The sequence below is a fragment of the Arthrobacter sp. V1I9 genome, from assembly GCF_030817075.1.
In the GTDB taxonomy this organism is placed as follows: domain Bacteria; phylum Actinomycetota; class Actinomycetes; order Actinomycetales; family Micrococcaceae; genus Arthrobacter.
The window spans coordinates 2,178,706-2,204,093 of sequence record NZ_JAUSYU010000001.1 but is presented as its reverse complement, the minus strand read 5'-3'; the positions used below and the strand labels follow the sequence as shown (position 1 = coordinate 2,204,093).

15 protein-coding genes and 1 pseudogene are annotated in these 25,388 nt (G+C 66.1%); 9 read left to right on the top strand and 7 right to left on the bottom strand.

Annotation, left to right across the window (positions count from 1 at the left end; translation table 11 throughout):
• Window positions 1-114: 114 nt before the first annotated feature.
• Together lpdA and QFZ70_RS10445 are read right to left on the bottom strand one after the other, a co-directional pair.
• Window positions 115-1,497, bottom strand: a complete 1,383-nt coding sequence (gene lpdA / locus QFZ70_RS10450) for a dihydrolipoyl dehydrogenase (RefSeq protein ID WP_307095418.1) — start codon at window positions 1,495-1,497, stop codon at window positions 115-117.
• Between the two features lie 260 nt (window positions 1,498-1,757).
• Window positions 1,758-3,285, bottom strand: a pseudogene (locus tag QFZ70_RS10445) (leucyl aminopeptidase).
• A gap of 257 nt (window positions 3,286-3,542) precedes the next feature.
• On the opposite strand from QFZ70_RS10445, the gene QFZ70_RS10440 reads away from it, so the two are divergent.
• The 4 genes from QFZ70_RS10440 to QFZ70_RS10425 all read left to right on the top strand — a co-directional run bounded on the left by QFZ70_RS10440 (window position 3,543) and on the right by QFZ70_RS10425 (window position 8,850).
• A complete protein-coding gene (locus QFZ70_RS10440) occupies window positions 3,543-4,481 on the top strand; it encodes a proteasome assembly chaperone family protein (RefSeq protein ID WP_307095416.1) in 939 nt (312 codons plus the stop codon).
• Window positions 4,482-4,575: 94 nt separating this feature from the next.
• A complete protein-coding gene (locus QFZ70_RS10435; protein WP_307095414.1) occupies window positions 4,576-5,922 on the top strand; it encodes a nitrate/nitrite transporter in 1,347 nt (448 codons plus the stop codon).
• Between the two features lie 99 nt (window positions 5,923-6,021).
• Window positions 6,022-7,293, top strand: coding sequence for a DUF4192 family protein (locus QFZ70_RS10430; protein ID WP_307095412.1), 1,272 nt, complete (start codon window positions 6,022-6,024; stop codon window positions 7,291-7,293).
• Between the two features lie 252 nt (window positions 7,294-7,545).
• A complete protein-coding gene (locus tag QFZ70_RS10425; protein WP_307095410.1) occupies window positions 7,546-8,850 on the top strand; it encodes an RNA polymerase sigma factor in 1,305 nt (434 codons plus the stop codon).
• 156 nt (window positions 8,851-9,006) lie between these two features.
• On the opposite strand, the gene QFZ70_RS10420 is transcribed toward QFZ70_RS10425, so the two are convergent.
• Entirely contained in the window at window positions 9,007-9,228 is a 222-nt protein-coding gene (locus QFZ70_RS10420) for a hypothetical protein (RefSeq protein ID WP_013600696.1), read from the bottom strand.
• A gap of 256 nt (window positions 9,229-9,484) precedes the next feature.
• Between QFZ70_RS10420 and QFZ70_RS10415 the strand changes: the two genes are divergently transcribed.
• A complete protein-coding gene (locus QFZ70_RS10415; protein WP_307095408.1) occupies window positions 9,485-11,593 on the top strand; it encodes a type IIA DNA topoisomerase subunit B in 2,109 nt (702 codons plus the stop codon).
• Window positions 11,594-11,680: 87 nt separating this feature from the next.
• On the opposite strand, the gene QFZ70_RS10410 is transcribed toward QFZ70_RS10415, so the two are convergent.
• A complete protein-coding gene (locus QFZ70_RS10410) occupies window positions 11,681-12,673 on the bottom strand; it encodes a M56 family metallopeptidase (RefSeq protein ID WP_307095406.1) in 993 nt (330 codons plus the stop codon).
• A 6-nt stretch (window positions 12,674-12,679) separates the two neighbouring features.
• On the bottom strand, window positions 12,680-13,066 hold the full coding sequence (locus QFZ70_RS10405) for a BlaI/MecI/CopY family transcriptional regulator (protein ID WP_307095404.1): 387 nt from the start codon (window positions 13,064-13,066) through the stop codon (window positions 12,680-12,682).
• Between the two features lie 273 nt (window positions 13,067-13,339).
• On the opposite strand from QFZ70_RS10405, the gene QFZ70_RS10400 reads away from it, so the two are divergent.
• The 3 genes from QFZ70_RS10400 to cydD are packed head-to-tail and all read left to right on the top strand — an operon-like array spanning window position 13,340 to window position 19,495.
• Entirely contained in the window at window positions 13,340-14,944 is a 1,605-nt protein-coding gene (locus tag QFZ70_RS10400; RefSeq protein WP_307097851.1) for a cytochrome ubiquinol oxidase subunit I, read from the top strand.
• Between the two features lie 32 nt (window positions 14,945-14,976).
• The gene (gene cydB, locus QFZ70_RS10395) at window positions 14,977-16,026 is read left to right on the top strand and encodes a cytochrome d ubiquinol oxidase subunit II (RefSeq protein ID WP_307095402.1); all 1,050 of its coding nucleotides are present in this window, start codon (window positions 14,977-14,979) and stop codon (window positions 16,024-16,026) included.
• Window position 16,027: 1 nt separating this feature from the next.
• The gene (cydD, locus tag QFZ70_RS10390) at window positions 16,028-19,495 is read left to right on the top strand and encodes a thiol reductant ABC exporter subunit CydD (protein ID WP_307095401.1); all 3,468 of its coding nucleotides are present in this window, start codon (window positions 16,028-16,030) and stop codon (window positions 19,493-19,495) included.
• Between the two features lie 50 nt (window positions 19,496-19,545).
• Here the strand turns inward: cydD and QFZ70_RS10385 are convergent, their stop codons facing one another.
• Window positions 19,546-20,064, bottom strand: coding sequence for a DinB family protein (locus tag QFZ70_RS10385; RefSeq protein WP_307095400.1), 519 nt, complete (start codon window positions 20,062-20,064; stop codon window positions 19,546-19,548).
• A gap of 9 nt (window positions 20,065-20,073) precedes the next feature.
• Entirely contained in the window at window positions 20,074-22,584 is a 2,511-nt protein-coding gene (locus QFZ70_RS10380) for a DNA topoisomerase (ATP-hydrolyzing) subunit A (RefSeq protein WP_307095398.1), read from the bottom strand.
• Window positions 22,585-22,672: 88 nt separating this feature from the next.
• Between QFZ70_RS10380 and QFZ70_RS10375 the strand changes: the two genes are divergently transcribed.
• On the top strand, window positions 22,673-25,357 hold the full coding sequence (locus tag QFZ70_RS10375; protein ID WP_307095397.1) for a GNAT family N-acetyltransferase: 2,685 nt from the start codon (window positions 22,673-22,675) through the stop codon (window positions 25,355-25,357).
• Window positions 25,358-25,388: the final 31 nt, after the last annotated feature.

The window sequence follows — 25,388 nt, the reverse complement described above, 5'->3', positions numbered from 1 at the left end:
CGTCCCCGTTCTCCTTATTGATCTTTAGTGCGGATGATTGCTGCCTTGTTGGCCAGCCTAGTGCACCCGGCATTCCGTGCCGGGTGCACCAGGCCCTGTGGTGCTGGGGGGAGACTAGCCGTGAAGCGGCTTGCCAGCGAGTGCCAGATGGGCTTCGCCCAGGGACTCGTTCTGGGTGGGGTGGGCGTGCACCAGCTGGGCAACATCCTCAGGGTAGGCTTCCCAGTTCACAATCAGCTGGGCCTCGCCAACCTGCTCGCCCATGCGGGCGCCGATCATGTGGACGCCCACCACGGGGCCGTCCTTCTGGCGGACCAGCTTGACCAGTCCTGAGGTGCCCAGGATGGAGCTCTTGCCGTTGCCGGCGAGGTTGTATTCCTGGGTCTGGACCTGGTCCTCGCCGAACTTCTCCTTGGCGGCCTTTTCGGTGTAGCCAACGGTGGCGATTTCGGGATCGGAGTACGTGACCTTGGGGATGTTGATGTCCTCAACGATCACCGGCTTCAGGCCGGCGATCTCCTCGGCCACGAAGATGCCCTGCTGGTAGCCGCGGTGGGCCAGCTGCACGCCGGGGACGATGTCGCCGACGGCATAGATGTTGCCGACGCCGGTGTGGAGGCGCTCGTTGGTGATAACGAAGCCGCGGTCGATGGTGATTCCGGCTTCCTCGTAGCCCAGGTTGGCGGTGACGGGGCCACGGCCGACGGCGACGAGCAGCAGGTCGGCTTCGAACGTCTTGCCGTCCACCAGGGTGACCTTGACGCCGTCGTTGTTCTGCTCAACGCCCTGGAAGAACACACCGGTGGAGAACTTGATGCCGCGCTTCTTGAACGCACGCTCGAAGTTCTTGACGATGGTGGCGTCTTCGTTGGGCACCAGCGAGGGCAGGCCCTCCACGATGGTGACGTCCACGCCGAAGGACTTCCAAACGGAAGCGAACTCGACGCCGATGACGCCGCCGCCCAGGATGATGACGCTCTTGGGGATGGAGTCCATGGTCAGGGCCTGGTCAGAGGTGATGACCTTGCCGCCGATTTCCAGGCCCGGAAGGGTGCGTGAGTACGAGCCGGTGGCCAGGACAATGTTCTTGCCCTTGTACGCGGTGCCGTTCACCACAACGGTGTCGGTGCCCTGGAGCTTGCCCTCACCCTCGATGACGGTGATGCCCTTGGACTTGATGAGGCCCTGGAGACCCTTGAACTTACCGGCGATGATGCCGTCCTTGTACGCGTTGACGGCCGTGATGTCGATGCCGTCAAGGGTGACGTTCACGCCGTATTTGGCGGAGTCACGGGCGTGGTCGGCGAGCTCTGCAGAGTGCAGCAGCGCCTTGGTGGGGATGCAGCCGTTGTGGAGGCAGGTGCCGCCCAGCTTTGCCTTCTCCACGAGGCCGACGGTAAGGCCAAGCTGTACGGCCCGCAGTGCGGCGGCGTATCCGCCGCTGCCCCCGCCGAGTACCAGGATGTCGAATTCTTGCGCAGTTGCCTGATCGGCCACTTAAACGCTCCCTCGCGTGAACGATGACGCGATCTCCGCGCATCATCTGGTCTTGGAACTTACACTGCCGTGATTATGCCAGCAGGCCGGTTCTCTTGCATTTGTGACTACCGTGGTTCACCTTAGCGAACCACTTATCCATGCTCCACCTTGGCGCCGCGTTTGTGGAGCGCTTGTGTCCAGTGTCACGCGGCCCTGCGGTGCAGGAAACATTCCCCACACCGCAGGGCCCCCGTGGCGGCCGGACGCGGCCGAAAGAGTCAGGCCGCTGCGGCCAGGATGTCCTCTACATAGGCCACCAAGGTCCGCACGGTGCAGCCCGTGCCCTGCTTGTGGGTGTAGCCATAGGGGCTTCCGTTGTTGAAGGAAGGCCCGGCGATGTCGATGTGGGCCCAGGGGATCTGCTCCCCGTCCTTGCCCTTACCCACGAATTCGCGCAGGAAAACGGCAGCTGTCATCATGCCGCCGTGGCGTTCGCCGATGTTGGCGAGGTCTGCTACCTGGGAGTCGATGCTGGGACGCAATTCCTCGGGAAGCGGCATGGGCCACACAAGCTCCCCTGCCCGGTCGGCTGCCGCCTTGAGCGGGCCCGGTCACGCTGTCGGAGCCCATGACACCGGCGGTGCGGTTGCCCAGGGCGATCAGCTGCGCACCGGTGAGGGTGGCGACGTCGATGATGGCGTCCGGGTACTCCCGGCTGGCAGCCACAATGCCGTCCGCCATGACCAGCCGGCCCTCAGCGTCGGTGTTCAGGACTTCAACAGTCTTACCGCCAAACATGGTGAGGACGTCCGCCGGGCGTGAGGCAGCGCCGGAGGGCATGTTCTCGGCGATGCAGAGCCAGGCGGTCGCCTTGACCGGCAGGCCAAGTCCGGCGAGGGCCAGGACAGTGTTAAGCACGACGGCGGCGCCCGCCATGTCGCTCTTCATGTCGCCCATGCCGAGGGCAGGCTTGATGGAGATGCCGCCGGTGTCGAACGTGATGCCCTTGCCGACGAGGGCAATCTTCGACGTCGCTTTGGCAGGGGAGTACTCCACCTTAACCAGCCGCGGCTGGCGGGTGGAGCCCTTGCCCACGCCCATGATGCCGCCGAAGCCTTCCTTTTCGAGCCGCTTCTCGTCCCAGACGGTAACCTTCACGGGCAGGCCCTTGGCCAGGTCCTTCGCGGCCTCGGCGAAGGTTTCCGGATAAAGGTGGCTGGGCGGCTGGTTCACCAGCGAACGGGTGGCGTTGACTGCCTTGCCGATCTGGGCGGCACGCTTCAGCGCGGCGCCGGTTTCGTTGTTTTCGGCGTGCTCCGTGAAAATGACCGCGTTTCGAACCGGATCCTTCAGGCCGTCCTTTGATGACCGGAACTCGGTAAAGGAATAGGCGCCCAGGGCGGCACCCTCGGCGACCGCCGCCACGTCGGCAACTGACGCCGTCGGCAGGGCCAGAACCACCGTTGCGAGGCCGGCAAGCTGGCGCACGGCGGAACCTGCCGCCCGGCGGAGTGCCTCGCCCGTGAGGGGCTCCGCTGCCGAAACCTTGCCGGTGCCCGCGAGGACCAGGATGCCGGCGCCCGTCTCCGGCAGGCCGGGGAGGCGGACTATCTGGTCGGCGGCGCCCGTGACGCCCAGGGACGTGAGGGAACCGGCGAGGGCCTCTGCGGACTTGGCCGTCAGGGGGTTCTCCAGGAGGACCGGCCCGTCAGTGCCTTTTCCCACACCGATGACCACTGCGTCACTGGGGCTCTTCTTCAGGTCCCTTGAGAGGGTACTAAGGTTGATTTCAGTATTCTTGACCACAGGGATCAGTCCTCAATTCTCGAGAGATGTTCGGGCAGGGGTGCATGTTCGGCGCTCTGCCATGGATGCCCGGATGCAATCGTTCGGGACGCGGTCCGGGTGTCTGCAAGCCCGTCTGGCAGGCCAGTTCCGATCGTAGCCCGTCCCCGGCCGGGCCGGTGTATTTCCTGAGAGGTGCGCCACACCAGCGGGAGGAATGTGCGGCTGTCCTGCGGCGTTGTAAAAGATGTCCCCCGCACCGATGAAAGGAACACGCCGTGCTTGAACGGTTTTCCGGCTCCCTGCTGGACCCCGATGCGCTTTATGCAAGCAACATCGAGCTGTTCCACAGCCCTGCCCTCCGTGGGCTGAACCTGGTGATGGGCTTCACCGGATTTGCCGACGCCGGGCACGTGGTGAAGCAGATCAATGCGGAACTGCTGGACACGCTCGACGCCGAGCCGGTTGCAGTCTTTGATGCCGACCAGCTGATCGACTACCGGTCGCGCAGGCCGCACCTGACGTTCGTCGAAGACCACCTTCAGGACTACCAGGAGCCCCGGCTCGCCCTCTACCGGCTGATCGACGGGCTGGGTAATCCCTTCCTCCTGCTGGCAGGTTTTGAACCGGACCTTCAGTGGGAACGGTTTGCACGTGCAGTGGTGGGCATTGTGGAGAAGCTGGACGTCAACCTGGTGACTTGGATCCATTCGATCCCCATGCCGGTACCCCACACCCGTCCGGTGGGTGTGACGGTGCACGGCAACAGGCCTGAACTGATCGAGGGCATCTCCGTGTGGAAGCCAACCGTGGAAGTCCCCGCAGCGGTGGGCCACATCCTGGAGCTCCGCCTGGTGGAGGCAGGCCGCAACGTGGCCGGTTACGTCATCCACGTGCCGCACTACCTTGCCGAGGCTGAATACCCCACTGCCGCCGTCGCAGGCCTTGAATACCTGGGTGCCGCCACGTCGCTGATGCTTCCCTCGGACCGGCTCCGCGAAGCCGGCCGGGAAGTCAGCCGCCAGATTGCCGAGCAGATTGATGCCTCCGAGGAAGTCCAGCAGGTGGTTTCCCGCCTCGAGACCCGGTACGACGAAAAGGCCGAAGGCACGGTCCGCCGATCGCTCCTTGCGGACGAAAATGACGAGCTGCCCAACGCGGACGTCCTGGGCGCTGCCGTAGAGGCCTACCTCGCACGCGAGAACCCCGGCCACTAGGGTCCGGCGGTTCTGTACCCCGGCCAGCAGGCGGGCTGGCAGGTGGAATGGGTTGCTGCCGGGACCTGCACTGCCGTCCGGGCATAATGAAGAGGTGACTGCACCCCGCGCCTGGCTGATCTGGACCGTTGGCGTCTTCGGGTACCTTGTAGCCGTTTCGCAGCGCACGTCCTTCGGGGTGGTGGGCCTGGAGGCCACCGAACGCTTCCACGCCAGTGCGTCGGCAATCTCGTTCTTCACCGTCCTCCAGCTGCTGGTCTACGCCGGCCTCCAGATCCCCGTGGGCCTGCTGGTGGACCGGTTCGGCTCACGGGCCATGATCGCCGGCGGTGCCGTGCTGATGGGGCTGGGCCAGCTCCAGCTGGCCTTCGCCGACAGCATTCCGGGCGGCGTCGCTGGTCGGGTCCTGGTGGGCGCCGGGGATGCCATGACTTTCATCTCGGTGATCCGCCTGATCCCGCTCTGGTTTGCGCCCGCCCGCGTGCCGCTGGTGACCCAGCTGACGGGGATGTCCGGCCAGCTGGGGCAGCTGTTCAGTGTGATCCCGTTCGCCTTCGTCCTGCACGCTTCCGGCTGGACCCCCGCGTTCCTGATGCTGGCCGGGATGTCGGGACTCGCCGTCGTCCTGGTCCTGCTCCTCCTGCAGGACGTGCCCCCCGGTGTCCCGCGGCCGCAGGCCCAGCAGGGGCTGAAGGCAACCGGAGTTTCCCTCGCCCGTGCCTGGCGCCAGCCGGGGACCCGGCTGGGGTTGTGGAGCCACTTCACCATCCAGTTCAGCGGCACCGTCTTCGCGATGACCTGGGGTTACCCGTTCCTTCTTTCCGGGCAGGGCCTCGACGCCGGAACGGTGGCCGCCCTCATGGCCCTCTATGTGGCCACCGCCATGGCAGTGGGACCGTTTATTGGCCGCTTCGTTTCCCGCCACCCGCTGCGGCGCTCAACCATGGTCCTGCTCATCGCCGCCGCCACCGCCGGAGCCTGGGCCGCTGTCCTGCTGACTCCGGGGCGTTCGCCGTTGTGGCTGCTGGCGGGACTGGTGGTGGTGCTGGCCATCGGCGGACCCGGCTCAATGATCGGCTTCGATTTCGCCCGCACCTTCAACCCGGCGCACCGGATCGGCACCGCGACGGGCATCGTCAACGTGGGCGGATTCATCGCCGCGCTGATCGCAATCTTCCTGATTGGCCTGGTTCTGGACCTGCTGTATGCAAGCGGCTTTTCCAACGGAGTCCTGTACGGGCTGGACCCCTTCCGGATTGCACTGAGTGTCCAGTTCCTGCTGCTCGGCCTCGGAACCGCAGCCATTCTGGTCTGCCGCCGCAAAGTCCGGAGGCAGATGGCCGCCCAGGGTGTTGTTGTCCCGCCCCTCCGCAGCGCGCTGGCCCGCCAGCGCCGGGAGAACCTGGCCCGGCGGAGCCGTGCGGCGGCTTCGGACGACTGACTGGTCCTCCACGGGCCGGCTTTATCCACATAGCTGCAGCTTGTCCACTTAGCGCATTCAGCGCTGTCGAAGAGCCCGTCTTCGGCGAATGCTGGAGCCATGACACCTCCAGAACCCCTCACAGTCCGCGGCCCGGAAGACATCCTCAGTTTCATCCCCCACTCGCTGGGATACTGGCCGTCGGGGAGCCTCGTGGCCATGACGCTGCAGGGCAAAAGGCTCGGCGCCACGCTGCGGCTGGATCTTCCCGGACAGCATGTCCTTGCCGATCCCACCGTCTTCGCCCGGACAGTGTGCGGGTACCTGGAGGCAGACGAAAATGCTGACGGCACCCTCCTGGCCCTCTTTACGAACAATGGCTGGCTGGCGGGGCCAGGCTGTTACGACGCACTGCTCGACGGACTGGAATTGGCCCTGTGTGAGGCAGGAATGCCGGTCAGGGACGCCTGGTATGTGGGGGACCAGTACTGGCGGGACGCCCGCTGTACCGGCTCCGCCGGTTGCCCGCCGGCGCGTCCCATCCAGGAAATCCGGGACAGCCTGCTCAACACTGAGATGGTGTTCCGGGGAAGCAGCGTAGGACCAGCCCCCGAACAGCGGCACCCGGCCGGCCCCGTACCGGGACTCCACGGCGCGGCTGTGCTGGAGGCGGAGGCCGTGTGGTCGGCCCAGCTGGACCTTCGGCGGCAGAGCCGGGCGCAGTTCGCCGCGGTGCTGAGACAGTGGGAGGCGATGCTCGCCCGGCCGGCCGAGCACCTGCAACGTGTCTCGGTGCACCGTGACGCTTTCCTGCGGGCAACACTCCTGGTGCCCGCCTGGCGCGATGCTGTCCTGGTGATGGCGGCGGCCGGCAGAGCCGCGGCAGCAGCCGGGGCCGAAGAGTTCGGGACCTTCAGTGATGACGCGCGGCTGGAGCCAGTGGCGCCTGCGGCGGAACAGATAAGGCCAGATGAAGTGCCATCAGCAGCGAATGCGCCTGATGCCATGTCCTTCGCAGCAGCTGACTTCTGCACCGAAGGCCTGCTGATGCCCGGCCATCAGGCTGGAACTCCTGGCTACGGAAACGTCCTGATGGGGCATGATCCTGCAGTTCCGCAATGGCGCAGTCTTGATGCCCTCGATCTCGTCCTGGAGCACCTCGCCCTGCTCGGTGGACCGTCGGCAGCGGCTGCCCTGACGGGGAGGGGCTGGATCGCGTGGTGCCGCGGGCGGGGCTCGTACTCGGCCGCGTACTTGGGGGAGGCCCTTGAAATAGAGCCCGGCTACCGGCTTGCGGAGCTGCTGCTCGAGTTGGTCCGCCGGGGTACGGTGTGCGGCTGGGCGGCGCGGAAGGAGGCTGCCTGGCAGAAGTTCGGGCCGGACGCTGCCTGAAGTGTGGGCGGCAGGACGGCCGGTTAGGCCGGATTTGGGGAAACCGTGAGACAATGGTTGCCGAGACCCGGTTGGGTCCGTGTATCAAGTGCTGGTAATGAACCCTTTTTGGGAACATTGCGGCCGCTCCGGCAGTTCTATTTATAGACTCTGCCGGCCGTGGTGGCGCTTGGTTTTCACCACGGACTTGACAGGGTCATAGTGGTGTTGCCCGTATGGCGATTCCACAGACCACCGCTAGAAAGGTTTTTTGTGACCCCGTCTTCCACGAAGAAGGACCCCGCCGCCCAGGACGAACTGTCCGCCGAGGAGAAGCAGGCGGCAACAAACGCCAAGCGGGCCGCCACGCGGGCAGCCAACAAGGCTTCTGCCGGTGAAGCCGGTGCGGACGGCAAGCCCGCGCCCAAAAAGCGCGGACCAAAGCCCGGCGCCAAGGCCGCCGCTGAGGCCGCCGGGAAATCGGACGCCGACGAAGTAGAAGATGTCGAGGAGGAGCCCGACGATAGCGTCCTCGACGGACCCGACGCCGTTGAAGAGGACGCCGAAGCTGATCCCGTCAAGGGAGCAGCCGGTTCGGGCAAAGGCTTCGTCTACTCTGACGCTGACGACGACGACGCACCTGTCCAGCAGGTCATGTCCGCCGGAGCTACGGCCGACCCCGTTAAGGACTACCTGAAGCAGATCGGTAAGGTTGCCCTGCTCAACGCCGAGCAGGAAGTGGACCTTGCACTCCGGATCGAAGCCGGACTGTTTGCCGAAGAAAAGATCAACGCCGACGACGGGTCCATGGATCCGAAGTACAAGCGCGAGCTTGAGTTCATCATCCACGACGGCAAGCGCGCCAAGAACCACCTGCTGGAGGCCAACCTCCGCCTGGTGGTCTCCCTGGCCAAGCGCTACACCGGCCGCGGCATGCTGTTCCTGGACCTGATCCAGGAAGGCAACCTCGGCCTCATCCGTGCAGTGGAGAAGTTCGACTACACCAAAGGCTTCAAGTTCTCCACGTACGCCACCTGGTGGATCCGCCAGGCAATCACCCGTGCCATGGCTGACCAGGCGCGCACCATCCGTATTCCGGTGCACATGGTTGAAGTCATCAACAAGCTGGCCCGCGTCCAGCGCCAGATGCTGCAGGACCTCGGCCGCGAACCCACGCCCGAAGAACTGGCGCTCGAACTGGACATGACTCCCGAGAAGGTCGTGGAAGTCCAGAAGTACGGCCGCGAGCCCATCTCGCTCCACACGCCCCTGGGCGAGGACGGCGACTCTGAGTTCGGCGACCTCATCGAGGACTCCGAGGCAGTGGTTCCGGCTGACGCCGTGAGCTTTACGCTCCTCCAGGAGCAGCTCCACTCCGTGCTGGATACGCTTTCGGAGCGCGAGGCCGGAGTTGTGGCCATGCGGTTCGGCCTGACTGACGGACAGCCGAAGACTTTAGACGAAATCGGCAAGGTTTACGGAGTGACGCGCGAGCGTATCCGCCAGATCGAATCCAAGACCATGTCCAAGCTCCGCCACCCCTCGCGGTCGCAGGTGCTGCGGGATTACCTGGACTAGAAGCAGGACACAACAAAGGCGGCCCGCCCGCTGCCGCGCCCATGACGGGCACGGTAACCGGCGGGCCGCTTTTTTGGCTGGTGCCCTCAATTGTTCGGTCTGCTTAAAGAGATTGGGACCCCGCCTTCCGGCAGGGTCCCAACAACTTCACGAAAGCTAGTCGATTTCTACGGCAGCCTTCTCGTGAAGCTTCCCCGTCTCATCGTGCCAGTCGGAGCTCAAAGGCTTGAGCGTTGCCTCAACGGCACGGGCGTGGTGGCCGCAGAAAAGCAGCTCACCGCCGGAGGACTCCAGTACAACCCGGACATATGCCTGGGCTCCGCAACGATCGCACCGGTCCAGTGCGTTGAGTGTGCGGTCTGCCACTGCTGTTGTCATGTCGGCCTCCTTAGTAGATCAGTACGTCTATATAACCAGCATTCGTAACAAAACCATCGCAAGGATGGGGCAAGTTCGCTGTGCGCGTAGCCGCAAGAATGAATCAAGACAGGCGCACGCCCCCGCGGAAAGCGCGCCAGTGGCGCGGTGCACACCCTCCCCGGGGTGTGGCAGTCGGAGCTGCCACGCCGGGCCGACTACCCTTGGAGGAGCGACCCCAGCCCGCTTTTTCCGTCCCTGAAGGAGTTCATCACCAGTGGCACCAAGCTCTGATTACACTGCCCGGCACCTGTCTGTGCTGGAGGGCCTCGAAGCCGTCCGCAAGCGCCCGGGCATGTACATCGGTTCCACTGACTCCCGCGGCCTGATGCACTGCCTGTGGGAAATCATCGACAACTCGGTGGACGAGGCACTGGCCGGATTCGGCCACGACATCAAGATCATCCTCCACGCGGACAACTCTGTGGAGATCCACGACGACGGCCGCGGCATCCCCATCGACAAGGAGCCGAAAACGGGCCTTACCGGTGTTGAGGTGGTTTTCACCAAGCTCCATGCCGGCGGCAAGTTCGGCGGCGGCTCCTACACCGCTTCAGGCGGTCTGCACGGCGTGGGCGCCTCCGTGGTAAACGCGCTGTCCTCCCGCCTCGACGTCGAGGTGGACCGCGGCGGCAAGACGTACAAGATGTCCTTCCGCCGCGGCGAGCCCGGCCGTTTCAAGGACACGGGCTCAAAGGCTGATCCGGCCGCGCCGTTCACCCCGTTCGTGGACGACTCGGTGCTGGACGTGGTGGGCAAGGCCAAGCGGGGCGTCACGGGAACCAGGATCCGCTACTGGGCAGACCGGCAAATCTTCACCCCGGATGCCAAGTTCTCGTATGAGGAACTCGCCGCCCGCGCCCGCCAGACGTCCTTCCTGGTGCCCGGCCTTAAGCTGACCGTCCGCGACGAGCGCAAGGTCCCGGGAACACCCGGCGAAGCCGGCCCCCATGAGGAGGTCTTCCACCACGACGGCGGCATCTCCGAGTTCGTCGAATTCCTTGCCGCCGATCCCGCCGTCACCGATGTGTGGCGGCTGCACGGTTCCGGAAAGTTCAAGGAGACGGTTCCCGTACTCGACGAACGGGGGCACAGCCAGCTCGCCGAGGTGGAGCGCGACTGCGAAGTTGATGTGGCGCTGCGCTGGGGGATCGGCTACGACAGCACCGTCCGCAGCTTCGTCAACATCATCTCCACGCCCAAGGGCGGAACCCACCAGTCGGGCTTTGAGCAGGCCCTGGTCAAGACTTTCCGCAAAGCGGTGGAGAACAACGCCCGCAAGCTCAAGGCCGGCAACGACAAGATCGAAAAGGACGACATCTTCGCCGGCCTCACCGCCGTCCTGACCGTACGCCTGGCCGAGCCGCAGTTTGAAGGCCAGACCAAGGAGATCCTCGGCACCTCCGCCGTGCGCGCCATTGTGTCCAGGGTGGTGGAACGGGAGGTCAACGCCAAGCTCACGTCTGCCAACCGGAATGACAAGGCGCAGTCCGCGCTGCTCCTGGAGAAAATCGTCAGCGAGATGAAATCGCGCATCTCGGCCCGCGTGCACAAGGAAACCCAACGGCGCAAGAATGCCCTGGAAACTTCCTCGATGCCTACCAAGCTCGCTGACTGCCGCACGGACGACGTCGAACGTTCCGAACTTTTCATTGTGGAAGGCGACTCGGCGCTGGGAACCGCCAAGCTGGCAAGGTCCTCGGACTTCCAGGCCCTGCTGCCCATCCGCGGCAAGATCCTCAACGTCCAGAAGGCCTCCGTGGGGGACATGCTCTCGAACGCCGAATGCGCCGCCCTCATCCAGGTGGTGGGCGCCGGATCAGGCCGCAGCTTCGATATCTCCGCCGCCCGGTACGGCAAGGTCATTCTGATGACAGACGCTGACGTGGACGGCGCGCACATCCGCACGCTCCTCCTCACCCTCTTCTTCCGCTACATGCGTCCCATGATCGAGGAGGGCAGGGTGTTTGCCGCCGTGCCGCCGCTGCACCGGGTGGAAGTGATCAACGCCGGCCAGAAGGCCAACGAAATGATCTACACCTACTCCGAGGCCGAGCTTCACGTGCTGCTCGCCCGGCTGGCGAAGGAGGGCAAACGGTACAAGGAGCCCATCCAACGCTACAAGGGTCTGGGCGAGATGGACGCTGAGCAGCTGGCCGAGACCACCATGGACCCCCGGCACCGCACCCTCCGCAAGGTGGGGATCGAGAACGCGAAGCAGGCGGAGGAGATCTTCGACCTGCTGATGGGTTCGGACGTTTCGCCGCGCAAGGATTTCATCATCGCCGGCGCAGCCAGCCTGGACCGGGAACGCATCGACGCCTGACAGCGGAAGTACGGGGACGGCAGCGAGGAAAAGGGTGCCCGCAGAACGGCGGCGGGACGCGGAGAGGCTGGCGGATGACGCCGGGTGTCAGCCCAGCAGGCCCGGTACCACGAGCAGGGCTGTGGGCAGCGCCAGCAGGAGGACGCAGCTGGCCAGCACCAGGCTGCGGACCGGGGAGGGCAGCTGCGGCTGGGGGGAGAGCAGCCGGCTGACGCGCGAGGCTGTGGTGCGGGCCGAGTCCGAGCCGGACGTTCCTGCCGCGGAGTCGATGCCGGCAAGGGCCAGGCCTGGCCCGCCGGACTGAAGCTCGGCGTCACGGGCAGCCCCGGGGGATCCGCTGGCCACAATCGCGATGGCCTTGATAAGCGTGGCCTTGCTTTCGGTCCTGAGGGCGACGTCGTCCGCAAGCATCTCAATCAGGGAGTTGACGGACTCCTGGGCGAGGCGGGTGGTGGGCAGCCAGGGGAGCGCCTGGCGCCAGGCGGCGAAGGCCCACAGCAGCAGGTGATGCCGCTGGCTCAGGTGTGCATTTTCATGGATCAGGACAGCCCGGAGTTCGGCAGGCTCAAGCGCTGCCATGAGGCCGTCGGACAGTACCGTCACTGACCGCGCGCCGCCGGGAAGGCAGTACGCCACGGGCGAATCGTGGTTGATGACCAGTGTCCCGGCCCCTTCGGCGGATGGTGAAGCCAGGAGCGCGAGGAGTTCGCGGTGGCGCCGCCGCTGGCGTTCGATCTTGTAATACGTCAGCAAGAGAGTGAATACCAGGTGGGCCGTCAGCAGGGCCGCGGCGGACAGCGCGAAGATGTGCCAGAAGCCCAGGGCAGTAGTCGGCGCGTTATACAGCACCATCCCCGCAAGGGACCGGAGGCCGGCGAGGAGGTTGTCGCCGATGGGCTCCAGGCCGTACACCAGCATGGCGCCGATCATGGACAGCCCGCCAGCCAGTGCAATGGCCTGCCACAGCACCATGGCCGTAAAAGGGGAGCGCGCGGGCCACTGCGCCCTCGAGAGGAGGATAGGTACCGGCCACGCCAGGACTATCGCAAGGACCGCCAGCAGGTATGAGGCCCAGAACATGGTCCGTTAGAAGTGGCCAAGCAGTTTGCGCAGAGTCTCGGCTTCACCTTCGGAAACGGATCCGATGAATCGTGCCAGCACGGCCTCGCGGTCCGGAGCCGACCCCAGTACCTCGTGCATCAGTTCGGCCGTGTGGTCCTCGCGGCTGGACACTGCCTGGTAGCGGTGCGGACGGGTGCCGCGTTCGCGTTCCACCAGGCCCTTCTTCTCCAGCCGGGACAGCACGGTGAGTACCGTGGTGACGGCGAGTTCCTTGCCTTCGTGCCCGGCCGCCCCGCCTTGGCCCGCCGACGTCTGAGCGAGCCGGTCCCGCAAAGTGTTTGCGGTGGCTGCTTCATGGCCCGCCCAGAGCAGATCCATCACTGCCCGTTCCAGTTCACCAAGACTCGCCATTGCACTTTTCCTTTGTTTCCCCCCGCACCGCAGCCGTGAGGCCGCGGTGACTCCATGCGTGTGTTTCACCTACAGGAACCAATTTACCTCGATTCCGCCTCACTTTCTACATTGGGTAGAACAGGAGCGGCCGCGGCCCGGGAAGCATCCTTAGCGGGAGAAGCAGCACGTTTTTACACCGCCCCGGCGCTGTTCTACACTTTGTAGAAGTTAGAGTTTCTACAGAACGTAGAAAACCTGCACCGGCTGACAGTAGGGACCGCCTTGGACGCTTTGGACGCTCTGGAAATCGCACGCTGGCAATTCGGCATCACCACCGTTTACCACTTCATGATGGTCCCGCTGACCATCGGACTGGGGCTGGTAGTGGCAGTGATCCAGACTGCCTGGCACCGCACCGGAAAACCTGAATACCTGCGGATGACCAAGTTCTGGGGGAAGCTCTTCCTGATCAACTTCATCATGGGCGTGGCCACCGGCATCGTGCAGGAGTTCCAGTTCGGAATGGCCTGGAGCGAATACAGCCGCTTCGTGGGCGATGTCTTCGGGGCCCCGCTCGCACTCGAGGCGCTCCTTGCCTTCTTTGTGGAGTCCACCTTCCTGGGCCTGTGGATCTTCGGCTGGAAGCAGCTGAAGCCGGGCATCCACCTCGCTTGCCTCTGGATCGCCGTTATAGGCTCCGTGTTTTCCGCGTACTTCATCATCGTGGCCAACAGCTGGATGCAGCACCCGGTAGGGGTGGAAATGATCGATGGCCGGCCCGTCATGACGGACGCCTGGGCAGTCTTCACCAACAACACCGCACTCGTCGCAGTTCCCCACACACTGTTCGGCGCCCTCGCCGTTGCAGGCGGTTTCCTGCTTGGCATCGCCTGGTACCACCTGTGGCGCAGGCGGCGCGACGGCGTCGACACCGTGGGTGCCGACGGCAAGGTAATCCCCGGCGAAGCAGCGGACATCCCTGGCCGGGACAGAAACGACTACAAAGTCTGGATCCGGTCGCTGCGCATCGGCGCCGTGGTGGCCATGATCTCCTTCGCCGGAACCGCCCTGACCGGAGACCTCCAGGGCAAGCTGATGTTCGAGCAGCAGCCCATGAAGATGGCGGCCGCAGAAGCTGCCTGCCACGACGGCACCGGCTTCTCGGTCCTGAGCATCGGCAACCTCGGCTCGCAGAACTGCGACGACATCGTGGCGCTGATCGAGGTCCCCGGCATCCTGTCCTACCTTGCGAAGGGCGACTTCACCACCGAGGTCCAGGGCGTCAACAGCCTCCTGCCCCAGTACAAGGAAGCCTACGGAACCCACCTGCCGGACAACCCCATCTACGGCGAGCGCGCCGGTCAGGAAATCGACTACCTTCCCGTTATGGAGGTTACCTACTGGGGCTTCCGCATGATGATCGGTTTCGGCGGGATCGCCGCCCTGGCGGCCCTGGTGGCACTGTGGTTGACCCGCAAGGGAACCGTGCCCGAATCCAGGTGGCTGATGCGCCTCGCCGTCTTCGGAATCCTTGCCCCATTCGGAGCCAACGCCGCCGGCTGGATCTTCACCGAGATGGGCCGCCAGCCCTTTGTGGTGGCGCCCAACCCTGATCCCAACGGCATCGACCAGGTGTTTATGTTCACCGCCGCGGCAGTGTCGCCCGGCGTCACCGCAGGGGAGCTGCTGGCGTCCCTCGTCACGCTGGCAGCCATCTACGGCGTACTGCTCGTGGTGGAAGTGAAACTGCTGGTCAAGTACATCCGGGGCGGCGTGGCGTCCGCCATGCCTGAACTGGTTCACGCACCCGTTGACGAAAACGAGGACGCCACCCCCGGCCAGGGAGGCCAAGGCGGCGGAAAACCCGCCGACGACGTCCTCGCGTTCGCCTACTAGTCCGCGCCAACGAAGAGCAGAGGAAATGAAGAATGGAACTGCTGCCAACCATCTGGTTCATTGCCATCGCGGTGCTGTGGACCGGCTACCTCTTCCTTGAGGGCTTTGACCTGGGCGTCGGGATGCTGATGAAGCTGTTCGCCCGGAACAATACCGAGCGCCGCGTCCTGCTCAACACCGTGGGCCCGGTCTGGGACGGCAACGAAGTGTGGCTCCTGACCGCCGCCGGAGCAACCTTTGCCGCCTTCCCGCTCTGGTATGCCTCGCTGTTCTCCGCCTTGTACCTGCCGCTGCTGGTGGTCCTGGTTGCCCTGATTTTCCGGGCCGTGGCCTTCGAGTACCGCGGCAAGGTGGACACGGACCAGTGGCGGACCCGGTGGGACTGGGCTATTGCCCTGGGCTCCTTTTTCGCGGCCTTCGGCGTGGGCGCAGCGCTGGCCCTGACCACCACCGGCCTTCCCCTGAACGCCAACGGGGACCGTGAAGGCGGGCCGCTTGCCTGGTTCAGCGGCTACGCCGTGCTGGGCGGGCTGGCCGTGGTGGGATTCTCGCTGGTGCACGCACTCGCCTTCCTGGCATTAAAGACCGACGGCGACGTGCGGCACCGCGCGCGGAAGTGGTTCGTCCGGCTGCTCCCCGCCCTTCTCCTGCCGATTGCCGGCTGGGCGCTCAGCATCCAGTTCCTTGAAGGCAAGCCGTGGTCCTGGGCGCTGGTCCTGCTGGCGGTTGCCGCGGCAGCTGCCGCCTGGACCATGGGGCGCAGGGGAGCGGAGGGCAAGGCATTTATCGCGCTGGGAGCCTTCCTTGCATTGGGCATGGCATCCATCTTCGGCGCCGTCTTCCCGGTGGTACTGCCCTCCACGCTGAACGAGGCCTTCGACCTCACCGTTTCCAATGCCTCGTCCTCGGACTACACTCTGGGCCTTATGAGTGTTGTGGCGGCGTTCGGCCTGCCCCTGGTCATCGCGTACCAGGCCTGGACCTACTGGGTGTTCCGCCGGCGGGTCAGTGCTGCACACATCCCGGAAGCCCACACCTTCCTGCCGGCCATCGCCGCCAGGGCCTTCACCACCAAGGGCTGACATGCGTCCAACTTTCCCGGCTGGCCCGGCAACCCGTTCAGCCATCTACTGGCTGGGCCTCCTCGCAGCCCTCAAGGCATTGTCGTTGGTCCTGATCGGCCAGGCTGTGGCCTCGGTACTGGCCGGACTCGCGGCGGGCAACCCGGGCTGGGCGGACCACATTACCGTTGGCATGGCCGGCGTGGTGCTGAGGTCCCTGACGGTCTGGGCACAGGCAGTCGCAGCCCGCCGGGCCGCGCTGGGCATCAAGGAGGAACTGCGCTCCGGCTTGCTGGAAAGGGCGCTTCGCAACGATGTCCGCGGCACGGGTCCGGCCGACGGCGGACTGGCGGTACTGGCCACCCGCGGACTGGATGCGCTGGACAGCTACTACACCCAGTTTCTGCCCGCGCTGGTGAACTGCGCCGCCATCCCGCTCCTGGTGGGGGCGCGGATCCTCTTTGCAGACTGGGTCAGTGCAGTCGTGGTGGTCCTGACCGTTCCGCTGGTGCCGCTGTTCATGGTGCTGATCGGCCGGTACACCGAGGACAATGTCCGCCACGCGCAGGCCTCCCTCGCCAGGCTCTCCACCCACATGCTGGAGCTCGCCAAGGGATTGCCGGTCCTGGTGGGCCTGGGACGCGCCACGGCCCAGCGGAGGGCACTCGAGGAAATCTCAGAGGAGTACCGCGCGCGCACCATGGGAACATTGCGGACGGCGTTCCTATCGGCGCTGGCCCTTGAGCTCATTGCCACCATCTCCGTGGCCGTGGTGGCTGTTTTCATCGGTGTCCGCCTGGTCCACGGAGACATGCCGCTGGAGGCAGGCCTCCTGGCCCTGATCCTGGCGCCGGATTGCTACCTTCCGTTGCGTGAACTGGGGACCGCACACCATGCCAGCGACGACGGCCGGGTGGCGCTTGCCGAGACGACGGCAGTCACGGTAGCGCCCGAGCCGCAGCCGCTTCCCGCTGCGAAGGCGGGCAAGCCCGGTGCTCCCGTTACCGTCACGGGGCTGACGGTGCGCTACGACGGCAGGTCCCGGCCCGCCGTCGGCCCCCTCACCTTCAACGCACCCCAGGGCAGGATCACCGCCCTTGACGGGCCTAGCGGCGCCGGAAAAAGCACGGTGCTGGGGGTCCTCGCCGGGACCATCGGCCACGGTGCAGGCACAACGGTCAGCGGCACCATCACCGGTATGGACCGCAGCAGGATTGCCTGGGTTCCGCAGCATCCGGTCATGGTGGCGGAGACCGTCCTCGATGAGATCGTGCTCTACCTGGGCAGCCACTCCGGCACGGAAGAATCCATTGAACACCGGCCCCAGGAGATGGAAGCTGTTGCCCGGGCCTGCCTGGGCCGCGCTGCAGCCGGACACCTGGCCGCGAAGCACCCCGCAGAGCTGAGCCCGGGGGAGTTGCGCCGCGTGGCCCTGGCCCGCGGCTTGGCCAGGATCGCGGCCGGCGCCACCGTCCTGCTGCTGGATGAGCCTACGGCACACCTGGATGACGAGTCGGCAGCCTTGGTGGAAGACGCCGTCGCGAAACTCCGGGGACAGGTGACGGTCATCCTGGTGGCTCATGAGGAACGTACCCGCGCCCTCGCGGAACATTTGGTGCCCGTGGGCGGCGGACACGGCCTGACCGCCACGGCCGCACAGCCCGCGGATACTGTTCAGCCTTACACGGCTGCGGCCTCGGCTGCTGCTGTCGCCCCCTCCGGCAGTCCGACGACTGCCGGCAAGCCGGAGATACCCGCCAGGGCAAAGGCTGCCGCGGATGGCGGCGCAATGGCTGGCGTCAGGAAATCCAGCCCAGCACAACTGCTCGCAGCCCTCCTGGCGCCGGTGAAGGGCAAGTTCACGGCCGCGGCCCTGGTGGGTACGCTGGCGGCGGTCTTCGCCGTCGCCCTGTCCGGGCTGTCCGGCTGGCTCATCATCCGCGCCAGCGAGCAGCCGCCCATCCTGTACCTGCTGACAGCGATTGTTGGCGTCCGGTTCTTCGGGATCGGCCGGGCTGTTCTCCGGTACTGTGAGCGCCTCCTCCTGCACGACGCGGTGTTCGCGGCACTGACCCGCCTGCGCGGCAGGCTGTGGGAGGCGTTGAGCCGGCGCGCACTGCCGCTCCGCCGCCTGTTGCAGGGCGGCAACGTCCTCGGAACGGTGATTGACGACGTCGATACCGTCCGCGACCTCCTGCCTCGCGTTGTCCTGCCGCCGGTCACAGCGCTCGCGGTTTCCGCAGTGGCTTTGGTGGCCGCGTCACTGCTGGTCCCGGCTGCGCTTCCTGCCGTGATCGCCGCCAGCGTTGCGAGCCTCCTGATCGCCCCGGCAGTGGCCCTTTGGGGCGACCGCAGGTCCGCGACGGCGGAGCAGTTGCTGCGCTCGGGGGTCCTGCGCCGCGTATCGGCTGCCCTCGACGCCCGGGCAGAACTGCACGCCAACGGCGCCGCTGCCCGGGTTCTGGACGACCTGCGCGCCGAGGACCGGCAAGCCACCAGGGCTTCCCAGCGCTCGGCCTGGGCTGACGGGTTGGGCCAGGCACTCACCACCGCAGCCTGCGGAGCCGCGGCCCTGGCAGCCGCCTCGCTGGCGGGCCCCGCGGTGCTCGCTGGCCAGCTCTCTCCGGCGACGGCTGCCGTAGTGGTCCTGCTGCTCCTGGCGTTGGTGGAACCCTTCGCAGCGATGACGACGGCGGTGCGCCAGTTTCCTGCGCTGCGGACAGTCATGCAGCGCGTCGCTGAGTCCGGGGCCCTGGCTGAAAGCAAGCGGGAGGCAGGCGTACGCGATGCTTCCGGCGCGGCCGACGGTGACGGTCTCCAGACCGTTCCTGCCCGCCCGGGCGGCCTTCCCGGCGTCGAACTGCACGGCCTTTCTGCCGCCTGGCCCGGGGGTGCTCCGGTGTTTTCCGGGCTGAACGCCGTGGCGGAGCCCGGGCGGTGGCTCGCCGTCACGGGTCCCTCGGGTTCGGGGAAGTCGACCCTGCTGTCGGTCCTGCTCGGCTTCCTGCCGGTTGACGCGGGCCGGATCGGCGTGACCGGCCGGGCCGCCTGGTGCCCGCAGGAAGCCCACCTCTTTGATTCAACGATCCGTGGGAACCTGCAGCTGGGCCGGCCTGCCCCCGGGACAGCGGGCCGGGGAAGAACCACCGACGACGACATGCTGGCTGCCCTTGCGTCGGTAGGCCTGACCGGACTGCTGGAGCGGCTGCCGGCGGGTCTGGAAACCCGGATCGGCCCGGGCGGTGCCTTCCTCAGCGGCGGGGAGCGTCAGCGCCTGGCGGTGGCCCGCACGCTCATGACCGGGGCCGAGGTGATCCTGCTGGACGAGCCAACGGCCCACCTGGACGCGGAATCGGCAGGAGCCATGCTGGCCGACCTGCGGCAGGGGTTGCGCAGCCGCACCGTGGTGCTCGTGACCCACAACCCGGCCGACATCCAGCCCGAGGATGCGCGATTGGTGCTGGCGCCGGCCATGGAACACGCCTACTGAGAACCGCTTGTTCGGAGCACAGCCCAGGCATGCGGGTTCAGAGCATGGAATCAGCCGTCCACGTCGTGAAGATGGTGGATGACGTCGTGCAGGAAGTACTGGGACAACGTCAGGACGGTGAATTCCGAGCCGTTGCTGCGCAGCCCCTTGCGTCCCCACTCTGCTTCGCGGACGGCGGCAAAGGACTCCGCCGCCTGTTTCCCTTCAGCCGTCAATTCGGCGCTGACCACAGCGGTGTCCGCATTGGCGTAGTCCTTGTCCACAGCCGTCTGGTCCTGGTCCCAGTTGTCGAACCTGGCGTCGTCTGAATGCAGCATGAGGTTCAACCGCTGGTCAAAGAGGCTGAACACATCCCTGACGTGGCAGGCGTACTCCAGGGCGGACCAGGTGTGGTCGTCCGGGCGCTCGGCGGCGTTAGGACGCCGGAGTACTGCGCGCCAGCGTGGGAGCATGCTGTCGATGGTGCCGGGGACTGTTGAAGGCGTCACGGTGGAGGCGTCGAAGGAGCATTCCGGGCATGGACGGGTCAGGACCCAGGTCCAGTCCTTTTCATCAGGAACGATAGGCATGGAAGCAGTCTAAGCGGGATCAGGCCAGGCCATGGCAGGGCCCACCACTTCGACCGGCTGGGACAGCGGGACACCCGAACCGTCACGCCGGCCGTGCTCCTGTGGGAGGGACCGCGCCACCCCGGCGGCAGATGACGCCTTCGCCGGGCCGTGGCCGGCCCAGGCCAGCAGCAGGGTGTCCTCGCCCTTCAGGAACCTGTGTGCCCGGACTCCCGCGGTGGCGCGTCCCTTCGCCGGGTACTCGGAGAACGCCGTCACCTTGGCGGTACCCGGCGCCGTGCCGGGCAGGGCGCCCGTGGTGCCGGCGATCGTCACCACCACTGCAGCCTCATCCTTGGGCTGGACGGCCCCGAAGAAGAGCACGCGGTCATCGGCAGCAAGCTTGATCCCTGCCATGCCGCCGGCCGTGCGTCCCTGCGGCCGCACAACGGCAGCGCCGAACTTCAGCAGCTGGGCCTGGCTGGTGAGGAATACCAGTTCGGCGTCGTCCGCTCCCGCGGGGGCCACTCCTACCACAACGTCCTTGTCCTTCAGCGCAATGACTTCCCAGTCCTCCCGGTTCAGCGGGTAGTCCGGCTGGACCCGCTTCACCACTCCCTGGGCTGTGCCGATGGCGAGGACCTCGTCGAGCGGGGCGAAGGCCACCAGGGTTTCCCCCTTCAGCAGGGTGATGAAGTCCCTGGCAGGAACGCCGCCGGCAAGGTTTGGCAGCCCGGAGACCGGCGGCAGGACCGGCATGTCCATCACCTGCAGGCGCAGCATGCGCCCCTGGGAGGTAACAGCGGCAATCTCGCCCCTCGCGGAGGTCTTGACCACCGAGGTGTACACGTCATGCTTGGCCCTGGGCCCCGCCTCGGCCAGCGGTTCCCTGTTGCTGGTGCGCGCTATCTGCCCGGACGCGGTAAGGATGGCCCAGCAGGGATCGTCGGCGATTTCCAGCGCCAGCGGGGCGGCCTTGCCCTTCTTCCCGGCGGTCAAGGCGAGGTCGGCGGCGATGGTGGGGGACACTGCTTCGGATTCGAGCAATACGGTCCGCCGCGGGGTGCCGTGCTCTTCGGCGATGGCGCCCAGTTCGTCGGACACCAGGGTGCGCAGCCGCTCCTCGGAGCCGAGGATGGCCTCCAGCTCCGCAATTTCCCGGCGCAGTTCGTCCTGTTCCTTCTCCAGCTCAATCCGCGAGTACTTGGTCAGCTGGCGGAGCCGCAGCTCCAGGATGTAGTTCGCCTGGATTTCGGTGAGGTCATAGATGGACATCAGCCGGGCGCGGGCGGCCGCGGCCTCGTCGGAGGACCGGATGATCTGGATGACCTCGTCAATGTCCACGATGGCGATGAGGAGGCCCTCCACCAGGTGCAGGCGGTCCTTTTTCTTTCCCAGCCGGAACACGGTGCGGCGGCGCACCACGTCGATCCGGTGGTTCACGTACACGGTCAGCAACTGCACCAGGCCCAGTGTCTGCGGCTGGCCGTCCACCAGGGTGACGTTGTTGATGCCGAAGGAGTCCTCCATCGGCGAGTAGCGGTAGAGCTGCTGGAGCACCGCGTTGGGGTTGAAGCCGTTTTTGAGTTCGATGACCAGGCGCAGGCCGTGCTTGCGGTCCGTCAGGTCCACGATGTCGCTGATGCCCGTCAGCTTTTTCGCGTTGACGGCATCCTTGATCTTCTCGATGACCTTTTCCGGGCCCACCATGTAGGGGAGTTCGGTGACCACCAGGCCGGTCCGGCGCGCTGAAAGCTGTTCCACCTCCACCTTGGCCCGCGTTTTGAAGGAACCGCGTCCGGTGGCGTAGGCATCGCGTATGCCGTCCAGCCCCACAATCCGCCCGCCGCTGGGCAGGTCCGGACCGGGGACGAAGCGCATGAGGTCATCCAGTGTGGCGTCCGGGTTGGCGATCAGGTGCCGGGCGGCGGAGATGACCTCCACCAGGTTGTGCGGGGCCATGTTGGTGGCCATGCCGACGGCGATGCCGGTGGCGCCGTTGACGAGCAGGTTGGGGAACGCCGCCGGCAGGACGTCCGGCTGGGTCAGCTGGTTGTCGTAGTTGGGGACAAAGTCCACCACGTCTTCATCGAGGTGGTTGGTGAGGGTGAGGGCAGCAGCCGCGAGGCGTGCCTCCGTGTACCGCGGGGCCGCCGGGCCGTCGTCGAGCGAGCCGAAGTTTCCATGCCCGTCAATCAGCGGCAGCCGCAGCGAGAAGTCCTGTGCCATGCGCACCATGGCGTCATAGATGGCCGTGTCACCGTGCGGGTGCAGCTTGCCCATGACCTCGCCCACCACACGGGCGCTTTTCACGTGGCCGCGGTCCGGCCGCAAACCCATATCGCTCATCATGTAGAGGATGCGCCGCTGCACGGGCTTGAGTCCGTCCCTCGCGTCCGGGAGCGCACGGGAGTAGATCACCGAGTACGCGTACTCCAGGAAGGAGCCTTCCATTTCGGAGGTGACATCGATGTCCACGATGTTCTCCGTGTAGGGGGAGCTGTCATCCACAGCGGGGGCAGAACTTTGGCGGCGGGCCATGGGGTTGGTAAATCCTTCTGGGTACTGTGCAATCGGTCTATTGTGCGCGAGCTGCGGTGCTGCGGAAGTTTTTGGCTAGGCTAAGCCTATGGTGGATCAGCCCGGGGACGGCGAATATCCGGAACATTGGGAAGCCGATGTCGTACTGCGCGACGGCGGAACAGCGCACCTGAGGCCGATCCATCCCTCTGACGCGGACGCTGTCCAGGCCTTCCACATCGGGCAGTCGCAGGATTCAATCTACATGCGCTTCTTCGCGTTCAAGGCACGCCTGTCCAGCAAGGAGCTCAAGCGCTTCACCGAAGTGGACTACAAGGACCGGGTGGCCTTCGTCATCACCATCCGCGGCGAAATCGTGGGCATCGGCCGCTACGACAGGCTCAATGATCCCACGGAAGCGGAAGTGGCATTCAATATCGCCGATTCCCACCAGGGCAGGGGAATCGGCTCCATCCTGCTGGAGCACCTCGCCGCCGCTGCGCACGAAAACGGGATCCGCCGCTTTAGCGCCGAGGTGCTGCCGGAGAACCGGAAGATGCTGACGGTCTTTTCCGAAGCGGGCTATGACGTCCGGCGGCATTTTGACGACGGCGTCATCAGCCTCGAGTTCAACATCGACCCCACGGAAAAATCCCGTGCCGTGATGGAGTCCCGGGAACACCGCGCGGAGGCGAGGAGCGTGCGGGACCTGCTGACGCCGTCGTCCATTGCCGTGATCGGTGCCAGCCGCAAATGGGGGACGGTTGGCTACCAACTGCTGGAGCACATCATTGAAGGCGGCTTCCGTGGCCCCATCTACGCCATCAACCCTGAAGCGCTGGAACTTGCCGGCATGCTGTCCTTCGGCAAGCTGTCCGAGGTCCCGGATCCCGTCCAGCTCGCGGTCGTCGCCGTCCCCTACGAAGAAGTCCCCGCAGTGGTGGCAGACTGCGCCGCAGCGGGCGTCAGGGGGCTGGTGGTCGCCTCGGCAGGCTTCGCGGACGACGGCGAACGCGGCCTGCTGCGCCAGAGGGACCTCGTACGCCAGGCCAGGGCAAGCGGCATGCGCGTCATCGGGCCGGCATCCCTGGGGGTCGTGAACACCAACCCGGAGGTGTCGCTGAACGCTTCAATGGCCCCCACCCTGCCGTTGCGGGGGGAACTGGGCCTGTTCAGCCAGTCGGCTGCCATCGGTGTTTCCCTCTACGCTGCCTCGAGCCGGCGCCGGCTGGGCCTGTCCACTTTCCTGTCAGCCGGCAACCGGGCCGACGTCTCGGGCAACGACATGATGCAGTACTGGGAGGACGATCCCGAGACAAGCGCCGTGGGCCTCTACCTTGAATCCATCGGCAACCCGCGCAAATTTTCCCGCCTGGCCCGCCGGCTGGCGCGCACCAAACCGGTGATCGTCGCCAAGTCCGACGCCATGGGGCTGCGGCTGCCGCCCGGGCACGCCGTCCGGACCACCCAGGCACCGTCCGGGGCGCTGGACGCGATGCTGCGCCAGTCCGGCGTCATCCGGGTGGAGACCATCGAACAGTTGGTGGACGTCGCCCAGGTGGTTTCCGGCCAGCCGCTCCCGGCCGGCCCGGGGCTTGCCATCTTCAGCAACTCCCAGGCGCTGGGCAAGGTGGTGGCCGACAGCGCATCGTCCCAGGGACTCGTTGTCGAGCAGCTGGTGTCCGGCGTGGACCTCGACGCCGGACAGTCAGTCGCGCTTCCCGCCCTGAGGGCAAGCCTGCTCAAGACGCTCGAGTCCGACGCCGTCCACTCGGCTGTCGCGGCGGTGCTCCCCGCACGCGGGCTGACAGTGGACAGCATCGCCGAAGTCCTGGCCGAATGTTCGGCAACAGCCGGGAAGCCTGTGGTGGCCGCGTTCACCGGCATCCTGGACCCTTCCATTTCGGTGGAGGGAATGCTGGGTTCTTCGGAACGCGCCGTTCCCTGCTTCTCGAATCCAGGGGCCGCTGTGGCTGCGCTCGCTGCCGTGGTCCGCTATTCGGAGTGGGTGTCCCGCGACCAGGGGCACTTTGTGGAACCCGAAGGCTGCAACCCTGAGCTGGCACGGGCGGAACTTGAAGCCCTGCTCCAGGATGTCAAAGGCGAACAGTTGAAGAAGCTGGACCCGGCGGCAGCAGCGTCCCTGCTCGGCCACTATGGGATCAAGGTGCTGCCTTCCGTGGGCTTTGATAACCCGGACCAGGCAGTTGAGGCGGCCGAGACCCTGGGGTGGCCTGTGGTGCTGAAGACCACCGACCCCGCCCTGCGGCACCGGCTGGACCTCGGCGGCGTGCGGCTGGACATCCAGGATGCCGAATCGCTCCGCCTGAACGTGCTGCAGATGCGGCGCGTGCTCTCGAACTACGGCGATCCCGCGCTGGAAGTGCAGAGCATGGCTCCGGTGGGCCAGGCCTGCACTTTCCGGGCCATCGAGGACCCGCTGCTGGGACCGGTCATCTCCTTCGGGCTCGCCGGGGACGCCGTGAACCTGTTGGACGACTGGGCTCACCGGGTGCCGCCGCTGTCCGCGGCCGACGTCGACGATTTCATCCGGGGACCTCGGGCGGCCCAAAAGCTGTTTGGCTACCAGGGCCTGCCCGCGGTGGACGTCAAGGCCCTGGAGGATCTGGCCGGCCGCCTCGCCTGGCTCAAGGACAACCACCCCGAGATTGCCCTGGTGGAGCTCAACCCGGTCCTGTGCGGCACCTCCGGAGCCACCACCCTTGCCGCGGACGTTCGAATCGGCAACGCCGCCAAGCGGACGGACAGTGCGCGCAGGGCCATGCTGGGCTGAGGTGGTTAGCAAGTGACCGGCCGATCTGTGA